Consider the following 18532-nt stretch of genomic DNA (forward strand, 5'->3'; position numbering starts at 1 on the left):
TATTACTTTTGGTTTGTTAATTCTGAATAATTCTCTTGGAATTTTTCAGGGTTGCATTACTGTTTATTTGTCAAGGTGCTGTAATTATGATCCTTACTGATTGCGTAAGGCAACGCAGAAGGAGGGATTTGAACCCTCGCGCCGCTATTAACGACCTGCACCCTTTCCAGGGGTGTCTCTTCAACCACTTGAGTACTTCTGCAAAATAGTTGACTACTAAATAAGTATGTTGTTATAACAGCGTGTTCATAATTAAGCGGAGCGAAAGGGATTCGAACCCTTGTGGCGTTGCCGCCAAACGGTTTTCAAGACCGCCTCGTTATGACCGCTTCGATATCGCTCCGAGTTAACTTATCGCTATATAAATAAGTTGTAAGTGCTAACTGCATCTCGCGCAGCGCAAAACTTATATTAACAAAGCGCTGCTCACATGTCAAGCAAGTTTTTTAACTTTTTTTAATTAATTATTAAACCGTGAATGCAGCTTCTAAAATATCACCCAGAAATCTCTTCATAGTAGCTTAAAAGCTGGGTTTCTATATTTTCGATAGAGTACTTGTCTCTGGCCTTCTTTACGCCGTTACCAGATAGTTTATCGGCAAGATCCTTGTCATTCATAACTCTTTCAATGGCATTTCTTAGAGAATCTTCGTCTTTTGGCTCAACCAGAAGTCCGTCAACTTCATCCTCAACGATGTCAGGGATTCCACCTACGTTACTTGCCACAACGCAGCATCCGTGCAGCATTCCCTCAACTACAGACAAGCCAAATCCCTCAAAATATGATGGAACTGCCATGATACCGCACTCATCAAGCCACTTGTTCTTGTCTTCGCCAGAGACCCATCCTATATGCTTTACAAAAGTACTGTTTTCCTCGATATCATCTATAAGCTCTGGATCCTCAAAGATTCCGCCAAGGTAGAGCTTCACCTTGTCGTTGGTCTCATGGATGTCATGAACGGCAGCAACAAGCTCTTTTACCCCCTTAGCCAGGCAGATCCTTCCAAGGAACAGGATCTTATTCATATCCTTAGTCCCCGGAGCAGGCGTATTCACTCCTTCCGTAACTATGCCATTTGGAAGCACGTGGATCTTGTTCCCGTCAGTAAGCCCGCCAAAGAAGTCCTTCCACTGGTTTGTCAGAACCAGCATCAGGTCTGCCATATCCAGGATCTCCCTGATATAAGCCCGCTTCTTGTCACTGATCTCGTTATTATAGTAGTTCACAAAGTCTCCGCCATGCTGATGCAAAAGAACCTTCTTGCCACGGCGCTTTGCATACCTTATGAAGTAAGACTTGCGCATGAAGCTTGAATCAGAGGAGCAGTTCACATGGACGATGTCATATCTGTCCACTGAGCGCATAAAGTCTATGAAAGCAAGCCCAGCTACCATCAGCTTTTTAAGCTTGCTTCCCTCTTTCATGGTGCCTATGTACTTAAGTTCAACCTTATCCTGAAGGCCCGCCTCGCAGTAGCTGTTCATCAGGGCAGAAATGCCGCCGTGAACTCTTCTGTCCGGGCCTATCATAAGGATCTTTAATCTGTCACTCATCTCTTATCTCTTGCTAGTATCGCCTCAGCAACAGCGATATCTTCTGGTGTTGTGATCTTGATATTGTCGTAGGAACCCTCAATGAGCTTGACCTTGGTGTCAGTGTAATACTCAACTACCATGGCGTCGTCAGTGATGTTGATGCCCTTTGCCATCAGCTCGCCTTCCTCGCGGTCAAGGCGCTGATAGAGGTCCAGGATCATACTGTATGAAAAGCACTGAGGTGTCTGAATAGTCCACATCAGATTTCTGTCAGGGGTAGATGCCGCAAAGCCTTTGTCGTCTGCAATCTTGATGGTGTCCTTGGATGGCATGCCAACCACGCAGGCCTTGTACTCCTTAACCGCAGCCATGGCCCTTGCAATGATGTCGCGGTTAATAAAAGGGCGTGCTCCGTCATGGATGAAAGCATAGTCGCAGTCTTCATCCGCTGCCTGAAGACCAAGGCGCACACTGTGATATCTGGCAAGTCCACCTTCTACTACGGCTTTTACCTTGTCAAACTTATATTTCTCCACGATCTCTTTTGACACGTAAGTCACGTCACCCCGTGAGACAACGAGAATAACGTCGTCGATGAAGCTCTCCTCAAAGGCCTTAAGAGAATAGTAAATAAGCGGCTTACCGCCGATCTCCATGTACTGCTTCTTAACGTCTGAATTCATCCTGCTGCCTGAGCCTGCTGCCAGGACAATCGCTACTGTCTTCATGTCAAAGCCCCCTTAAACTGACGATAGTCTTACATTTTATTGGCGTGATACCTTCTCTCCCTGTCACCAAGTGGAAGGTTTGGAACGGCGTTCATATCAAGGCCGAACCTTACGCCCTTTTTGTATTCGTAGTAAGCTGCAGCTCCGATCATTGCTGCATTATCGGTGCAAAGAACTGGTGATGGTCTGTAGAACTTAATGCCGTTTGCTGCGCACTCTTTTTCCAGGAAGGTTCGAAGATCGGTGTTGGATGCCACACCTCCGGCGATGGCCAGTTTGTCGTAGCCGAACTGCTTGCAGGCTTTAATGGCATGTCCGGCAAGAACCTCCACAACTGCCTTCTGGAAGGAAGCTGCAACGTCCGCCTGATTCAATTCTTCGCCCTGCATCTTGGCCTGGTTTATGAGATTCAGCACAGCTGATTTAAGTCCGGAAAAAGAGAAATCGTACTCCGCATCAGGAATCTTGGCCTGAGGGAATGTGAAAGCATCGGGATTACCCTCCCTTGCTGCCGCGTCGATCTTGGGGCCTCCAGGATATCCAAGGCCTATTGCCCTTGCAACCTTATCGAAAGCCTCTCCTGCCGCATCGTCTCTAGTCTGGCCGATGATCTCATACTCGCCATAGTCCTTAACAACCACAAGGTGCGAGTGACCGCCCGATACCACAAGACACACGAATGGCGGCTCAAGATCCTTGTTCTCGATAAAGTTGGCGCTTATGTGACCCTCTATGTGATGGACGCCGATAAGTGGTTTATCTGTGGCAAAAGAGATCGCTTTGGCCGCAGACACTCCAACCAAAAGGGCACCTACAAGCCCAGGGCCGTAGGTTGCTGCCACCACGTCAATGTCATCCAAAGATAGCCCCGCCTCAGAAAGAGCTGCCCTTATACATCCGTTGATCTTCTCAACGTGCTTTCTGGACGCGATCTCAGGAACCACGCCGCCGTATACGGTGTGGAGTGCGATCTGGGATGAGATTATATTTGAGAGAACCTCTCGGCCGTTGCGAACAACAGCTGCTGCGGTCTCATCGCAGGAGCTCTCAATGGCAAGGACAGTGATATCGCCATCTGCGCCATCAGACGCACTCTGACCAGCGCCAGCCAAAGCTGCCGCACCTGTCTCATCTCCCTTTATTGACATGAAGATCACGCCATCATTTTCTACATTCTTATCTATCTGCATGAATTACTATTCCTTCTAAATTATCTCTTAAGTCCGCCGCCGAACTTTCGAAGGGCCTCTGCCTCTTTCTCGCGGTTAACTTTGTTCTCCACCAGGAAGCTGTAGTCGTCGTTGCTGGTAACCTGCACGATCTCTTCGTTTTCAGAAACGTCGCCCGGGTGGAACAGGATCTCCATGTCCTGAAGCCCCCTGTCTGCAAGGATATCAGCTGCGTGAGGAAGACACTCTTTTACATTGTCATAAAACATGTGGCCTGAGAGCATAACTCCCATAAAGAGCTTGCGCTCGATATTAAGCGAAACCAGGTCCTCCCTGTACTTGCGCTCGTTGCGGGCTGCCAGTGTGTTGAGAACCAGAACCTTTACCACATTGATAGCCTTGAGGCCTTTGAGCTTACCTGATGCGCGTCTGTACACGTCCAGCTCCTCCCTTGGGAAGCGGATGTAGGACACCTGAAGGTTGTTGGCCTTCACCACATCCATCACAGCGTCGAAGACAAGAGGCAGCATGTGATAGTGCACATGGCCATCGATCCTGAATTTGCCGTCGTTCATGTATGGCTCGCAGGCAAGAAGCTGAGCCTCAACCTCGCGCCTTATGGCCTTGTAATAGAGCCTTCTTAAAACCGGCACAAAGCCGATCAGCAAAAGCTTTCCAAATCCTATACTAAAGTTGCCCTCTTTATCAATAAGGCGCTTGGCCTTATCGCCGGTGATGGGCGCTCCCTCAACAAAGTTAAGGTGCACCGTGACAAAGAGCTTACTTCTGATGCCTTCAATGGCATCCATACACTCTTTTAAATAAGGGCTATTTGGCATGATACTGATGCCGTTTAATGCCCCGTTATAGTAGCAGTCCGCGATGTGTCTGCTCTGGGCGGGAAAAAGCCCGTAGTCGTCTGCATGATATTCAATCATCGTTATTGTCCTTTATTGTCCAGCCCAGGATCTTCCAGTTGCCGGTTTCTTTTTCTCTGCGCATAACGAACTGATAGTAGTTGGCTGTTGTGCCGTTGGATCCGTGGCGCAGATTGATGAGGCAGTCCACGTTGCACATTTTGCGGCCAGTCACCATGACTTCGTCTGGCTCCTTGGTCTGAACCACGAAGGCTGAGATGGAGTAGTCCCCTTCTCTTCGCTCCTTGACCTCATTCTTTATGGATTTGGCAAAAGAGCTGTTGGCAGCCAGAAGCTCTTCATCCATAAGGCCCTCAATAACTGCAACCATCTTATCTTCCTGGCTGTCATTGTAGGTCTCACGATAAAGCACCTGCATGGTCTTGGCGTAGAGCTCAACGACCTTGCGCGCACTGGCTGGATAGTTCTTTTCCAGATTGGTAGTAGTGATCTCGTCCACAACAGTTATGTCGTAGGATTCCTCAGGTCCTGCCTTCTTGCTGCGGGTAAAGACCATGTAAAGGCCCAGTACCACAATTGCTGCAAGGACCGTCATCACTATTGCCTTTATAACTGCCCCGTTTTTCATATCCCCCTCCTATCATTCTTCAAATCGCAGTTCAACGCTTCTGCCGTCTTTTGCTGCGATGGAATTTGCAAAGATCTTCTTGGTCTCTGGCATGAACTCCTTAGGGTTCACCAGGGATGGACTGTAGTGGGTAAGCCACATCTCTTTTACCTCAGCATCCCTTGCAAGCCTTGCAGCCTCGTAGAAGGTCATGTGCTTGTTCTCACGAGCCTTCTGGAGCTTGTCCTGCTCGCCGTACATGCCCTCACAGATAAAAAGATCTGAACCTGCTGCGTTCTGCACGATGCTGTCAGTTGGCCTTGTGTCGGTACAATATGTGAGCTTGATGCCCTTTCTCTCTGCTCCAAGCACCATGTCCGGTGTGAAAACCCTGCCGTCATCTGCTGTGACAGTCTCGCCCTTTTGAAGTACGTTCCAGTAATTCCTGTCGATACCTGCTGCAGTTGCAGCCTCCACGTCAAACTTGCCCTGACGCTTAAGGCTCATGGTATAGCCGTAGCATGGGATGTTGTGGTTGACCTTAAATGCAGTCATAGTGAAGAAGGGCATGCCCTCTATATCAAAAGAAACTTCGTTGTCCGCAAGCTCTTTATACTGAATCTCAAATGGAAGCTCCGGAGCGATAACACGAAGGGCGTTTACAACTCTCTCAAGGCCCTTAGGTCCCACAAGGAGCAAAGGCTCTGTGCGCTCTGCATTGCCCATGGTAAGCAGCATTCCGGGAAGTCCTGAGATGTGATCTGCGTGATAGTGAGTAAAGCAGATAACGTCTATGGGCTTGGCACTGTGGCCTTTCTTTTTCATGGCAATCTGTGTAGCCTCACCGCAATCGATGAGGATGCACTTGCCGTTATATCTCACATAAAGTGAAGTGAGAAACCTATTGGGAAGTGGCATCATTCCGCCTGTTCCCAGCAAACATACATCTATCATGAATCTTTCCTTTTCCAGTAAATAATAGCGTCGTCCTTGGGATCGTCGTAGAACCCGGGTCTTGTGCCTTCGCTCTTAAAGCCAAGCTTCTCGTAGAGGGCAATGGCTGGTTTGTTGGCAGCGCGGACTTCCAGGGTATAGTCAGTAACTCCGATTCCGTAGCCCCTCTCAATGAGCTGGCGAAGCATCTTGTAGCCGCAGCCCTGTCGTCTTACATCCCCTGATACGGACACATTGGTGATCTCGCCTTCCCCGGAGATATTCTGCAGGCCGCATAGACCCACGATCCTGCCAGCCATCTCAGCCACAAGGTAGATGGTATCATCCCTTGTCATGGCGTCCATGAGCTGCTTCTGGGTCCAGGCCTCCTCGCCAAGGTTGACCTTCTCAAGGGCATAGGCGTCCTCTATATCCTCAGCTGTCATCTGGCGGACACGGATCCTGCCCGGTGTGCTGTGGTTTAAAGCCTTCTCGGCTTTGGTTTCTTTTGCGGTTTTGGTAGTTTCGCCGGCGGCTGCAGCAAGCTCTTTTTCCTGAGCCTCTCGCTCTGCCTGGGACAGACGAAGATAGTCAGGAGCAAAGTCGTCTGACTTAATCTGACGGCCTTCCTTAGCATAGATAGCAGCCAGAGCACAGATGGATGCTGCGCTTTGGCGGTTTAAATGCGGCGGAGCCACTGTAAATGGCACGGTAAGAAGGCTCTCAAGCTTGTCGTGGTAAACCGGGATTCCATCTCCAAGAAGGATCACTGGTTTGCCAATCTCGTTGAGCCTATTTGCGATGTCTTCAACTGATGTTGCGAACTGCTCGTGGATGGTCCGCATAACGAAATTCTGCTCACAGCTCTTTTCCTCAGTGGCTGCAGGCACGAAGGTGTAGATGCCGGTGTAGACCTGGCTGCGCCTTGCGTCCATCATTGGGCAGATGATCTTCTCGTTGCCGTAGAGGTTGTAAGCAAGGCCGTCCACTGTTGGAACCGGGATGATCGGGCAGTCTATGGCAAGAGCAAGGCCCTTGGCTGTGGCACTGCCAATACGCAAACCCGTAAAAGAGCCGGGACCTGCCGCCACTGCGATGGCATCCACGGTCTTCATATCCAGATGGATCTTGTCCGCGATGTCCTTAAGCATTGGCATCAGGATCTCGGAATGTGTGGTCTTATATTGAATTGAAAACTGGGCAGTGAGATTGTCGCCGTCTGCTACGGCAACGGAGCCCACAAGGCCCGATGTGTCTATTGCAAGAATCTTCATGTTTATTCCTTAGTGTTTAGTCATTGTGATAAGTCTGTAGTCGAAGCCCTTGTCCAGGTTCTTCTCTATGACGATCTCTGTGTAGTGCTCAGGGAGCAGCTCCTCTATGAGGTTTGCCCACTCGATGATGCAGATGCCGTTTCCGAAGAAGTAATCTTCGTAGCCAATCTCGTCCATCTCGCTGATGTCGCCGATCCTGTACACATCAAAGTGGTAGAAAGGAATCCTGCCCTCGTCGTAGACCTGAAGTATGGTAAAAGTGGGGCTGCTGACTGGCCCTGTGATGCCAAGTCCCGCTGCCACGCCCTGGGTCAACACTGTTTTGCCAACGCCAAGATCACCTATCAGTGTGAACACTGAACCTGGTGCTGCGCTCTCGCCAATCCTGCGGCCAATCTCGAAGGTTTCCTCTCTTGAGTTCGTCTCGTGTTTCGTTACTATTTCCATAGAAACTCCTTGTTCTGCGCATATAACGCCATAATTATCTTACCACAATTGCAGGATTCATCCAAATAAAGAAGAGACACCGCATAAGGTGCCTCTTTCTCAAATGCGGCTCAATGCCGCCGATATTTCTTTTCCCCTCAAACTCACAGACACTTCTATGGCAACTCGCCTATCGGGAGCGCCAGAATACAAAATTACTGCTCGCTGGTTGCAGCCTTGCGAGCTGGCTGAACGTTGCCCTTAAGGATTGGGCTGAGCTGCTTGTATACCAGGAATGTAAGTGCGCTGTCTGCTGCACCCTTGATGATGTTGAACGGTGCTACGCAAAGTGCGCAGAATGTGAACACGTTAGTGATCGCTGAATTGATCTCTGCTCCAGCAGCAACGAATGCGCTGACATCGCAGCCGTATGCGATCGCATATGCAGGAAGCAGGAAGTATGCGTTAAGAAGTGAGCCAACAAGTGCGATGCAGGCTGTTCCAACAAGGCAGCTGATAAGAGCAACCTTTCTGGTCTTCTTGAATCTGTAGATTACTGTTGCAGGAATGATGAAGGCGCAGCCAACAACGAAGTTAGCGATCTCGCCAACAAAACCTGGTGTAGGTCCCTGGATGAGGACGTTAAGTGTAACCTTGATGAACTCGATCATTACAGCAACCATAGGGCCTGCTGCAAATCCGCCGATCAGAGCCGGGATGTCGCTGAAATCAAACTTGTAGAATGATGGAGCGATTGGAAGTGGGAACTCGAACAGCATCAGGACAAAAGAGATTGCTGAGAACACGCCAATTATCGCGATCTTTCTTGTGCTGAACATTGCTTCAGCGCTTCCGTTTTCCTTGATCTCCCTCTTCCTTGCCATGCTCTCAAAAACGTAGCCAATGGCAAATGCCAGGATGATCAGCACGATGAGTGCTATGAAATGATATGTGCTGGACAGTATCATTCCAAGGGTGTTTGTTAGATTTTCTTTCATGTTTTCCTTCTTTCCCATCGGGGGAAATTTGATGTAAAGTGCTTCAGGCAATAAAAAAGCTCCAAGTAAAATATACTTGGGGCACACAAATAAAAATACCTATCTGCATTCTTCTCTCATCCAGACTGTACTGTCGGTTCTGGAATCTCACCAGATCAGCCACTTTCATAAGAAAGCGGGTCGCGGACTCTACCGCCGGTTGGGAATTGCACCCTGCCCCGAAGAATTTATTTTATGTTGTTATGTTATAACTGCCAAGCCACCATGTCAAGCGGAATTGACAACTTTTTTCAGTGAACATATAATTGGAATATCAGTAACAATGAGGGGTTGCGGATGAAGAGGGTTTTAACAAAAAAGCTATTGCCAGGAATGAAGCTGGCAAACGATGTCTTTTCAGCAGATTCCAACTTAAAGCTTCTTGATAAGGGAACTGTGCTTGATGAAAAAGACATTGCAAGACTGGCATTTTACTCAGTCATCGACGTACTTATCGAAGATGCGCCTGTTAAAAGTGCTGCTGAGGTTAGTCCTACAATTGAAGGGCTTACTTATTCTGAGCGTCTAAAACAGTCCGAGGAATTCAAGGAATTCAAACAGGACTTTGAAGCTTGTGCCACAAGGTATGAGCATACCATACAGGACATCATTCAGGGCAACAAGGATCTCAACATCGATGACATGATGACTCCTATCTATTCACTTCTTGGTCAGGGAAGAACTGCGTCAGGAATCTTTGACATGCTTCACAACCTGCGTCTGTACGACGATGCCACATATACCCACTGTATCAACGTAGCTCTTATCACAAACATTCTGGCACAGTGGCTAAGGTGGAATCCTGAAGAGGTTGAGATCGCTACCCAGGCTGGTCTTTTCCACGACATCGGAAAAATACTGGTTCCAGAATCCATTATCTCCAAGCCAGGACCACTTACCGACGAGGAGTACAGTGTCATCAAGACCCATCCACAGAAGGGCTATGATGCCATGAAGAACCTGCCAATAAGCTCCCATGTTAAAAACGCAGCTCTCATGCACCACGAAAGATGTGATGGCACCGGATATCCGCTTAAGCTCCGTGGTCCACAGATAGATAAATTTGCAAAAGCTGTTGCCATAGCTGACGTATATGATGCCATGACAAGCGCAAGATACTACCGCGGTCCACTTTGTCCATTCATTGCAATATCAATGTTCGAGGATGAAGGCTTCCAGAGATACGACCCTGAGATGATACTGGCCTTCCTCCACAACATAGTAAATACATACCTTCGCAACACCGTGCGGCTTAACACAGGCGAGATCGGAGAGATCATCTTCATAAACAGTAATGCTCTTTCAAGGCCAACCATCAAGGTTGAGAACGACTACATAGACCTTAGCAAGTGCCCCGGGGTATACATACAAGAAATTATTTAAAGCTATCACGCACGATATACAGAAAATAAAACAGCTGAGAGAACCATTTCTCTCAGCTGTTTATTTTATACGCATCACGCGTTCTTAAGCTTAAACTTCTGAATATCTCTGTCGTCATCCACCAGCTCGATCTGTGCACCAAGCTCGCGAAGCTTAACCTCGAAGTCCTCGTAGCCTCTCTGGATGTACTTGATATCCTCAATGGTGGAGTAACCTTCTGCAGTAAGTGCAGCAATAACAAGGGCTGCTCCTGCACGAAGATCAGGAGCTGACACAGTTGCTCCGGTGTAGCGCTCTACACCTTCGATGATGGCTGTGCTGCCTTCTACCTTGATGTTGGCTCCCATCCTGGTGAGCTCATCAACATATTTAAATCTGCTCTCGAAAATACTCTCTGTTACAATACTGATACCACTGGCAAGACCAAGGGCCACTGTGATCTGTGGCTGCATATCCGTAGGGTATCCAGGATATGGCAGTGTCTTAACGTGGGTATTCTGAAGTCTCTTGGCTGCCACAACTCTGACTTCATCATCAGACTCGTGGATCTGGCATCCCATCTCAACAAGCTTGGCACTGATGGACTCCAAATGCTTGGGGATTACGTTCTTGACTGTAACATCTCCCATAGTTGCAGCTGCAGCCAGCATAAATGTGCCCGCCTCTATCTGGTCAGGAATGATTGTATACTCTGTTCCATGGAGCTTCTCAACACCCTTGATACGGATAACATCAGTACCTGCACCCTTGATGTTGGCGCCCATGCTGTTAAGGAAGTTGGCAATATCAACCACGTGTGGCTCTTTTGCCGCATTCTCGATGATAGTCTTACCCTCAGCCATACATGCTGCCATCATGATATTGATGGTTGCACCTACGCTGACAACGTCAAGATAGATGTGATTACCAACGAGCTGTTCTGCCTCTGCATAGATGATACCCTGAATGGAAACCTTGGCACCAAGTGCAGTAAATCCCTTGATATGCTGGTCGATAGGACGAAGTCCGATGTGACATCCACCAGGAAGGGCAACACCTGCGCTCTTGTACTTGCCAAGAAGGGCACCAAGAAGGTAGTAACCTGCTCTTATCTTCTTGATATAATCGTTTTCAATTGTATAACTGCGGATCTGTGAAGCATTGATCTTAACAGAATGCCTGCCTGTTCTCTCAACATATGCACCAATGCTCTCGATAGCCTGAAGCATTGCATTGGTATCTGAAGCGTCTGGCATATTGTCGATGTAGACAGTCTCATCCGTCATTGTGGCAGCGGCCAAGATTGCAAGGGCAGCGTTCTTGGCGCCACCAATCTCAACCTCGCCAACAAGCGGATTTCCGCCTTTTATTATATATTTTTCCATAAATTTCTCTCTTCGAACCTCTTGAACAAATATAAGTTATACCACAAGAAATGTCATTTGTAAAACAGCCACAATTCATGCGGTAAAACGCCTATATCAGTTCAGGTAATTAAGAGGATTAACCTGTGATCCGCCGATCAGGATCTCAAAGTGAAGATGTGGTCCTGTGGATACACCAGTATTTCCTGAAAGAGCGATCCTCTGTCCCTGGGATACAGACTGACCTGCAGAAACCAGTACCTTGGACAGATGTCCGTACCTGGTTTCCCTGCCATCCGGATGCCTGATATATACACAGTATCCGTATCCACTTCCCCATCCGGCTCTTGTTACAGTTCCGGAAGAAGATGCCACAACTGATGTTCCAACTGGTGTAGACCAGTCGACACCCTTATGGTATGAGCTGGCGCCCTTGGTTGGACGCTTTCTTCTTCCAAAACCGGAAGTGAGTCTTCCGCCGGAAATAGGCTTAATATATGTAGGTGGAATCTTAGTTCCTCGCTCTACGATCTTAGGAACTGCCCTGTAGGTGATCTCTTCCTTGACGATCTCCCTGGAGTCCTCGTTGTGGTCAGTGTAGGTCACAACAGCCACAACCTTGCGGTGTCCAGCAGATGGTTCCTGCAGCACCTTGGTCTGGGTAGTGTACCACGAATCATTGGGAACGTACTGAACTTCTGCTTCGTAGTCCTCCTCGTAGTACTCCTGTATCTGGTAAACCACAGAAAGCTCAGGCTCTGGAACAGTAACTATAAGGTTATCCTGTACTCTGATGGTTGTATTTTCATTTTCAAGAGACTCGTTCATTCTGACAAGGTCATCAACAGTCAGGTCAAACTTCTGGGCGATAAGACCCAGTGTATCTCCAGACTGAACCTCATAGATCTGGTTAGTCTCTTTATCCTTGGTAACATCATCAATAGCTGTAGCAAGGTCTGTTATCTCACTGTCTGGAAGGTAACACTCAACGATCTCAACCTTGTCCGCAAAATCCATGGACTGAAGTCCCAGCTCATAATCTGAGAAATCCTTGTCGTAGGCAATTGGCTTGGCGTCGTTGACGGTCTGTGTAAGGTCAAGGACAAATCCCGCCTGAGGCATGTTATTGGTGATCTCTGCCTTGGCTTCCTCCTTTTTAACCTCTTCCTTGCTCTTAACAATAGGAGTTAATACATTAACTTCCCTCTCTGTATCCACCACGAGGTCAACGCTGTAGAGCCTTGACTCATCAAAGTTATTAAGTGCTGTAGACAGAAGCTCCATTACATCTGAAAGACTTCCAAGGTTAACAGCAAACTCATTGATCTTGATGGAGTATGCACGGTTGAAGGTACTCTTTTCACTGTCACGAAGAATGCCGGTCATGTTGGCAGCCATGCGGCCTACGGAATCCACCTCCCCAAAGAGCACGTTATCGCCCTCGATGGTGAGATCTGCATAGGAAAGAACCAGCTCGTCGTTGCCCTTGGCAATGGCGCGTCTGGCCTCTCTGTAAGCCTTATATGCATCCTCCCTGGTTCCAGCTGTTCCAACCACCAGGTTATTAAGTTTTACGGAAAAAATATTGTCCCCACCCTTTTCATATTTCACGAGGCTTGGCATAAATAGGATCCACGCCACGATCACCACAAGGGCTGAATGGAGAAACCATATTTTGATCTTTCTTCTGAAAACTGTCTGAGCTAAATTCATTATTACATAATACCTAAAATCTTAAGAATATTGATCACAAGATCAGCTGCTGCAATGAGCATAGTGATAACAAGAAGTGGAGTAACTGCGCTGTTCTTGGTCTCAACGCCCACCTGAATGGACTCGAGCTTGTTAGTCAGCTCTTTTACCGCTTCCTCGCTCTTCTCCAGCTTCTTTTTAAGAGTCTCGAACTCCTCGAGCTCCTTGTCCTGGCCCTTTTCAACAATGGCCTGAACGTTTCTATATACCTGAACGCCAACGTCGTGAACTTTTGTTTCGGAGTCGTCCATCCTCTTTGTGAGGTTCTCAAGAGACTCTAAAGCTCCGTCGATAGCTTTTTTGTGCTCTGCTTCACTAGCCTTGAGCTCATCAAACTGGGCCTTGAACTGCTCAGCTTCCTGCTTGGTCCTCTCGGCTTCCATGGCCTCTGCCTGAGCGTTGGCCTTTATAATGTCACGGGTTCCGATCTTCTCAGCGAGCTTGTCCATAAAGTTTTCCACGATTCTTCCTCCCCATCCATTTGTCATGATTTTGTCCCCTCAGATCTTTGACATCCCATTAAGCTTATCATTTATTATGCAAATTAGACAAGTTTATATTGTTTCAAAGATTTTTATTGGACAATTTTACCCTTTGTTCACCGGTCGTTCATAATTTGTTCATAATTGCCTTGTATATTAATACCATAGTCGTAAGCAAGGCGGCTAGCTAATTTAGAAAGATAGATTTTTTCATAATAGGGTAGGTGCAGCGATGTGCCTACCCACTCCTCATTAATGGGGAAAAGAGCTATCTCACTCCCCAGCTTCTACCGCCAGAATCTCATCATTAAGCTGAAGCATCTTCTCATCAAGGTTCGCCACCATGGACGCACACTCAAACAGTTCTGAATTGATGTGCTGTGGCGCCTTACCTTCGAACTTGTACTGGATCTTGTGCTCAAGTGAAGCCCAAAAATCCATGGCAACAGTTCTTATCTGAATCTCCACCTTAACATTGACTATACGGTCAGACAGGTACACCGGAAGGGATACTATCATGTGATAGCTCCTGTATCCGCTCTGCTTGGGATTCATAATGTAATCCTTGACAGTCAGTACCTGGATATCCTTCTGATTGCTGATCATCTCAGCAATCCTGTAAATATCAGATGTAAATGAACAGATGATACGAATGCCTGCAATGTCATTGACGTAGCGTACCATGTTCTCGATGGTTGATTCGTATCCGTTCCTCTTAAGCTTTTTTACGATGCTCTCAGGAGCCTTAACACGGGACTTAACGTGCTCGATGGGGTTATACCTGTGAACCTCCTGGAACTCCTCGTTAAGGATCTCGATCTTGGTCTGGATCTGCTTGAGGGCAGAGTTATAAAGGAGGTTTACTTCCTCCCAGGAATTGATGTCATCTGAAAGCTTAACGTCGAAATTTGATAAATCTAATTCCATTTTGAAAAATACTCCTTATTAGAAGCTAAGGCCTTTACCAGCCCCTTTGGAAGCTTTTTGTAGTTTCTGCCAAGCTTGTATCCCAAAAATCTGAAGCCGCACATGATAACGTAGTCAGGAATAAGGTATCCTTTACCGATGCGCCTGAAGTGCTCCATTGTCTCTTTTACCATCTTCTTGCCTTCAGTCTCGGACTTAAGGTTTCCGAAGATCTCAGGATGCTCGATCTGTGATACCCCAAGGTCGAAGTTCCTGTGGAACTGCTGAAGGTAAGTGTAGTTGTGGGAGTGGATAACACCGGCCTCTGGAACATACATTATTGCGTATCCGTTCTGGCAGGCTGTTCCAGCGTAGACCATATCTTCGTTAAAAATGGTCCTCTTAGTGAATCCCCCAAGCTTATCGAAGATCTCGCGCCTGTACATAGCACAGACATTGGAGCAGAAGTAAGTCTTGATACCAAGCCTGTCCACGTCGCCTTGGGTCTTCTTGATGGTCTCGTTTGGATAGTTGAACTTGCGGGCGTATCTCTCAGCCAGGTTACAGTCGCTCTTTGGGTACTGTCGTCCGTAAGCTGCAGCAACGTCACTGTCTTCAAATGCCTTCACCAGGCTGCTTATCAGCATCTTGTCCCTTGGAAATGCATCCTGGGTCATCATAAGAAAGAACTCTGCCTTAGAAAGCTCAACGCCCTGGTTACGGGTATTGCCGTGGTCGAAATCTCTTTTGTCCACGTGCCTTAATATGATGTTGTCGTACTTCTCAAGCGGATTCTTGCCCGCCTTATCAAGAAGCTCTTTCCAGTAGCGCTCCTCAGTGTTCATGAGGATGATGTGATCCGGAGCAAGTGCCTGCTTCTCCAGGTCATCGATCAGGCTGAAAAGAGATATATCCGGTTTGTAAGTCGGAATAATGACATCAACTGTGCTCATTTTGTTACCTTTGTAAAACAGGGCCAGGCTCAATGTGAACCCAGCCCTGATAGAATACTACATTTTGGAACTGACTCTTTTTGGCAAAAGAGCTATCGTCAGTTTCCAAGATATCTGCTAACGTCAGCTGCAATCTTGTCTGAATATTTCTGAACGTCTGATGAAACCTCGTAGTTGGCGTCGTCGAACAGGAACTGGTGGAGCCACTTAACGTTGCCCTGAAGATCCTTAGGAAGTACGCAGCTACCTGCCTTACCCATGGTGCCTGTTGCACGCATCTCCTCGTAAGGGAATCCGTTGTTATCAACGATCTCGTAGTTAGTGAGGTTCTTAAGCAGTGGAAGGATATCCTCTGTAAGATCCATTGATGTATAGATATGGCCAAATGCCTTGTTAGCCACATTCTCAAGCTGTGAGTAGTTCATGCCCTTAGCCTTGTCCATGCAGGCCATAAGTACAGTTCTCTGTCTCTCAGCACGCTTGAAGTCATCACCTGCTGTGTATCTGATACGGCAGTAAGCTGTTGCCTGAAGGCCGTTCAGTGTCTGCAATCCAGCGCTTGTTACAGGCTCGTAGTTGAGCTTTAATTCCTGAGCCATTGTGGACTGGTAGTTGTTAAGGTGAGAGATCTCAGCGTCTGTAACGTCGATCTCAACGCCACCAAGAGCATCAACAACCTCTGTAAGTCCTCTGAAACCAATTGTAACGAAGTCCTGAATATCCATATCCAGGTTCATGTTAAGCATTGAGATAGCCTGCTCAGGACCACCCTGGGCGTAAGCTGCGTTACACTTGGTGTAAGTATCATTAGAAAGGTTAAGATATGTATCACGATATACGGAGCAGAGCTTAACATCACCAGTTGCATTGTTGATAGATGCGATCATGATCGTATCTGATCTTGTGTTCTTGGTGAGCGCCTCCTCACGGGAGTCAACACCAAAGAGTGCGATGTTGGTGTATCCGGACATCTCCTGGTTGTTGGCAACTGTCTCACTGATTGACTTGGTGATAGCTTCCTCGTTGAGGTTAACCTTACCAACCTTGGTTACGTCTACCTTGAAGAACAGTGTGTAAGCAACATACACAAGTACGCATGCTACAAGTACCTCAGCAACCAAAAGAACTATTGCCTTAGTGCTGCTCTTTTTCTTGCCTCCATTGCCTCCGCGGCCGTTTCCACCACGGGAGCCGCCACGTGAGCTTGAACCTCTTGAAGAGCTGCTTGGACGTCCGCCATTTCTGCTGGAGCCGGCGCTGCTTGAACGGCCTGAACCGTTTCTGCTAGAGCCGTTTCTGCTGCTCCTTACAGGCTCGCGGTCGTACTCACTTCTGGAACTGCGACCAGCTGCAGGTCTTCCGCCATCTCTTCTTGCAGGACGTCTATCGTCTCTGTCGTAGTCGTCCTCGTATCTGTCGTCATACCTGTCGTCGTATCTATCGTCGTATCTGTCGTCACGTCTGCGAGAAGATCTTCTCTCATCTCTCTCGTAGTACTCATCGTCTCTATTTGACATGATCCCTTTTCTCCTCTTATCCCAACAAACTTTTAATACTAAATTTAATAAAATGCAAAATTGCACCAATATATTTTGCCACATATCAGTGCAATTATCAATACGCATTCTTATTTATGAAGCCGTGCCTGATAGTTCCTATAAGGATCTTGAAATCAAAAGCCATACTCCAGTTTTCAATATAGTAGATATCGTAGTCGATACGCTTGCGGATGGAAGTATCTCCGCGGTAACCATTGATCTGAGCCCAGCCTGTAAGTCCCGGACGAACCTGATGCTTGACCATGTAGCGTGGAATCTGCTCTTTAAACTTCTCAACGAACTGAGGTCTCTCAGGGCGCGGTCCCACGAGGCTCATCTGACCAATGAAGATGTTAAAGAACTGAGGCATCTCATCGATACTGGTCTTCCTTAAGATGGCGCCAATCTTGGTAACTCTTGGATCCCCCTTGGTGGTCCAGCCTTTCTTTTCCTCAGCCTCTGTCTGAAGCTTCATGGTCCTGAACTTGTACATATTAAATGGAACGCCGCCTAAGCCAATACGCTCCTGCTTGTAGATAATAGGTCCCTCGCTGGTAGCCTTGATGGCAATGGCAGAGATCAGCATGATGGGTGAGAACACAATAATAGCGAAAAGAGATCCCACGATATCCACGATTCTCTTGGCCAGCTTGTTCATCGAATTGGTCAGTGGCACATATCTGATGTTGATAACGGGAATGCCCTGAACATCCTCAGTGTACGGATTACTTGGGAAAAGAGATGAGTAGTCCGGAATGAACTTGGTGTGAACACCGGATTTCTCGCACTCCGCAACCAGCATCTCAAGTCTGTCGTAATCATCCAGCGGAAGGGTGATGGTGATCTCGTCGTAATTGTTGTTCTCAAGATAGCTGTTGAGCTCATCGATCTTGCCAATAACCTTGATGCCGTGATACTTGGTATCAAGAGGCACGAAGTCGTCCAAGACACCTGCAATCTCATATCCCCACTGTGGGTTTTCCAAAATCCTGCTGATGTAGGCCTCTGCAGCCCTTGAATATCCCACCAGCAAAATGTGTTTGATGTTGTAACCTTTTTTCCTGATAAACCTTAAGAACTTTCGCAGGAACCAGTGCGCTACTGTCGTCAGCGTCGTGTTCACCACAAAGAAGATGGCGATCATGGAACGGGAGAAGTTTGGCTGGTTGATGATATACAAGATAACCAGGAACCCGATAACGCCCATGATATTGCCCTGGACTATGTCCACGAACTCATCCCAGAGCCGCAGCGCCCTTCTGGATGTGTAGAGCTGGACCATATAATACAAAAGAAGATAGCAGGGAACCAAAAAATAAAGTGCAGAGAAGTAAACCTCGAGTGGAAGTCGTCCACCGGGAGTCTTGTCTGCAAATATGGATTCGAATTTGAGATAGTAAGACAACGCGTAGGAACCAGCTACAAGTAGCCCGTCCACGATGACGTGTGCCCTATTCAGATGTACCTGATTATCCTTGATCACAATACTTTTCCATACTTTCCCATAGTTGCTTATATTGTATACTAATTTTCTGCAATGGGCAAATATAGTGGCTACTAAACGATTTTACAATGATTCTTTCT

General features: G+C 47.4%; 17 protein-coding genes, 2 tRNA genes and 1 riboswitch. Of the genes, 1 reads left to right on the forward strand and 18 read right to left on the reverse strand.

The features are described from left to right. Positions 1-113: 113 nt before the first annotated feature. From D6855_RS12140 to D6855_RS12190, 11 genes are all read right to left on the reverse strand, one after another. Positions 114-202 (reverse strand) — tRNA-Ser (locus tag D6855_RS12140). Positions 203-257: 55 nt separating this feature from the next. Next, positions 258-343: transfer RNA gene (locus D6855_RS12145), tRNA-Ser, on the reverse strand. A gap of 152 nt (positions 344-495) precedes the next feature. Further along, positions 496-1557, reverse strand: a complete 1062-nt coding sequence (locus D6855_RS12150; protein ID WP_120741464.1) for a glycosyltransferase family 4 protein — start codon at positions 1555-1557, stop codon at positions 496-498. Next, on the reverse strand, positions 1554-2267 hold the full coding sequence (gene ispD / locus D6855_RS12155) for a 2-C-methyl-D-erythritol 4-phosphate cytidylyltransferase (RefSeq protein ID WP_120741466.1): 714 nt from the start codon (positions 2265-2267) through the stop codon (positions 1554-1556). The genes D6855_RS12150 and ispD overlap by 4 nt, the downstream gene beginning before the upstream one ends. Before the next feature lie 29 nt (positions 2268-2296). Beyond that, a complete protein-coding gene (gene tsaD / locus D6855_RS12160; RefSeq protein WP_199712448.1) occupies positions 2297-3457 on the reverse strand; it encodes a tRNA (adenosine(37)-N6)-threonylcarbamoyltransferase complex transferase subunit TsaD in 1161 nt (386 codons plus the stop codon). 20 nt (positions 3458-3477) lie between these two features. Then, positions 3478-4374, reverse strand: a complete 897-nt coding sequence (locus D6855_RS12165) for a ChbG/HpnK family deacetylase (protein ID WP_120741468.1) — start codon at positions 4372-4374, stop codon at positions 3478-3480. After that, a complete protein-coding gene (locus D6855_RS12170; protein ID WP_120741470.1) occupies positions 4367-4942 on the reverse strand; it encodes a DUF6715 family protein in 576 nt (191 codons plus the stop codon). Before D6855_RS12170 ends, D6855_RS12165 begins: the two co-directional genes overlap by 8 nt. A gap of 12 nt (positions 4943-4954) precedes the next feature. After that, entirely contained in the window at positions 4955-5875 is a 921-nt protein-coding gene (locus tag D6855_RS12175; RefSeq protein WP_120741472.1) for a ribonuclease Z, read from the reverse strand. Continuing rightward, positions 5872-7128: a tRNA (adenosine(37)-N6)-threonylcarbamoyltransferase complex dimerization subunit type 1 TsaB gene (tsaB, locus tag D6855_RS12180; protein WP_120741474.1), complete on the reverse strand. Its 1257-nt coding sequence runs from the start codon at positions 7126-7128 to the stop codon at positions 5872-5874. Before tsaB ends, D6855_RS12175 begins: the two co-directional genes overlap by 4 nt. Before the next feature lie 9 nt (positions 7129-7137). Continuing rightward, the gene (gene tsaE, locus D6855_RS12185) at positions 7138-7575 is read right to left on the reverse strand and encodes a tRNA (adenosine(37)-N6)-threonylcarbamoyltransferase complex ATPase subunit type 1 TsaE (RefSeq protein ID WP_120741476.1); all 438 of its coding nucleotides are present in this window, start codon (positions 7573-7575) and stop codon (positions 7138-7140) included. 194 nt (positions 7576-7769) lie between these two features. Next, the gene (locus tag D6855_RS12190; RefSeq protein ID WP_243111918.1) at positions 7770-8552 is read right to left on the reverse strand and encodes an ECF transporter S component; all 783 of its coding nucleotides are present in this window, start codon (positions 8550-8552) and stop codon (positions 7770-7772) included. Positions 8553-8656: 104 nt separating this feature from the next. Next, positions 8657-8782: riboswitch (FMN riboswitch) on the reverse strand. A 106-nt stretch (positions 8783-8888) separates the two neighbouring features. Between D6855_RS12190 and D6855_RS12195 the strand changes: the two genes are divergently transcribed. Continuing rightward, on the forward strand, positions 8889-9974 hold the full coding sequence (locus tag D6855_RS12195; RefSeq protein WP_120741478.1) for an HD-GYP domain-containing protein: 1086 nt from the start codon (positions 8889-8891) through the stop codon (positions 9972-9974). A 74-nt stretch (positions 9975-10048) separates the two neighbouring features. Here D6855_RS12195 and D6855_RS12200 read toward each other — a convergent pair whose 3' ends face one another. From D6855_RS12200 to D6855_RS12230, 7 genes are all read right to left on the reverse strand, one after another. Further along, positions 10049-11338, reverse strand: a complete 1290-nt coding sequence (locus D6855_RS12200; protein WP_120741480.1) for a UDP-N-acetylglucosamine 1-carboxyvinyltransferase — start codon at positions 11336-11338, stop codon at positions 10049-10051. 96 nt (positions 11339-11434) lie between these two features. Further along, entirely contained in the window at positions 11435-13030 is a 1596-nt protein-coding gene (locus D6855_RS12205) for a M23 family metallopeptidase (RefSeq protein WP_120741482.1), read from the reverse strand. A 2-nt stretch (positions 13031-13032) separates the two neighbouring features. Continuing rightward, positions 13033-13557 (reverse strand): hypothetical protein, encoded by a 525-nt coding sequence (locus D6855_RS12210; protein ID WP_120741484.1) that lies wholly within the window; start codon positions 13555-13557, stop codon positions 13033-13035. A gap of 267 nt (positions 13558-13824) precedes the next feature. Beyond that, entirely contained in the window at positions 13825-14478 is a 654-nt protein-coding gene (locus D6855_RS12215; RefSeq protein ID WP_120741486.1) for a GTP pyrophosphokinase, read from the reverse strand. Next, the gene (locus D6855_RS12220; RefSeq protein WP_120741488.1) at positions 14469-15410 is read right to left on the reverse strand and encodes a glycosyltransferase family 2 protein; all 942 of its coding nucleotides are present in this window, start codon (positions 15408-15410) and stop codon (positions 14469-14471) included. The genes D6855_RS12215 and D6855_RS12220 overlap by 10 nt, the downstream gene beginning before the upstream one ends. 98 nt (positions 15411-15508) lie before the next feature. Then, entirely contained in the window at positions 15509-16927 is a 1419-nt protein-coding gene (locus D6855_RS12225) for an LCP family protein (RefSeq protein ID WP_120741490.1), read from the reverse strand. Between the two features lie 97 nt (positions 16928-17024). Continuing rightward, entirely contained in the window at positions 17025-18431 is a 1407-nt protein-coding gene (locus D6855_RS12230; RefSeq protein ID WP_120741492.1) for an undecaprenyl-phosphate glucose phosphotransferase, read from the reverse strand. Between the last annotated feature and the right edge of the window lie 101 nt (positions 18432-18532).

Source organism: Butyrivibrio sp. CB08 (genome assembly GCF_003625485.1).
Taxonomy (GTDB): Bacteria; Bacillota; Clostridia; order Lachnospirales; family Lachnospiraceae; genus Butyrivibrio.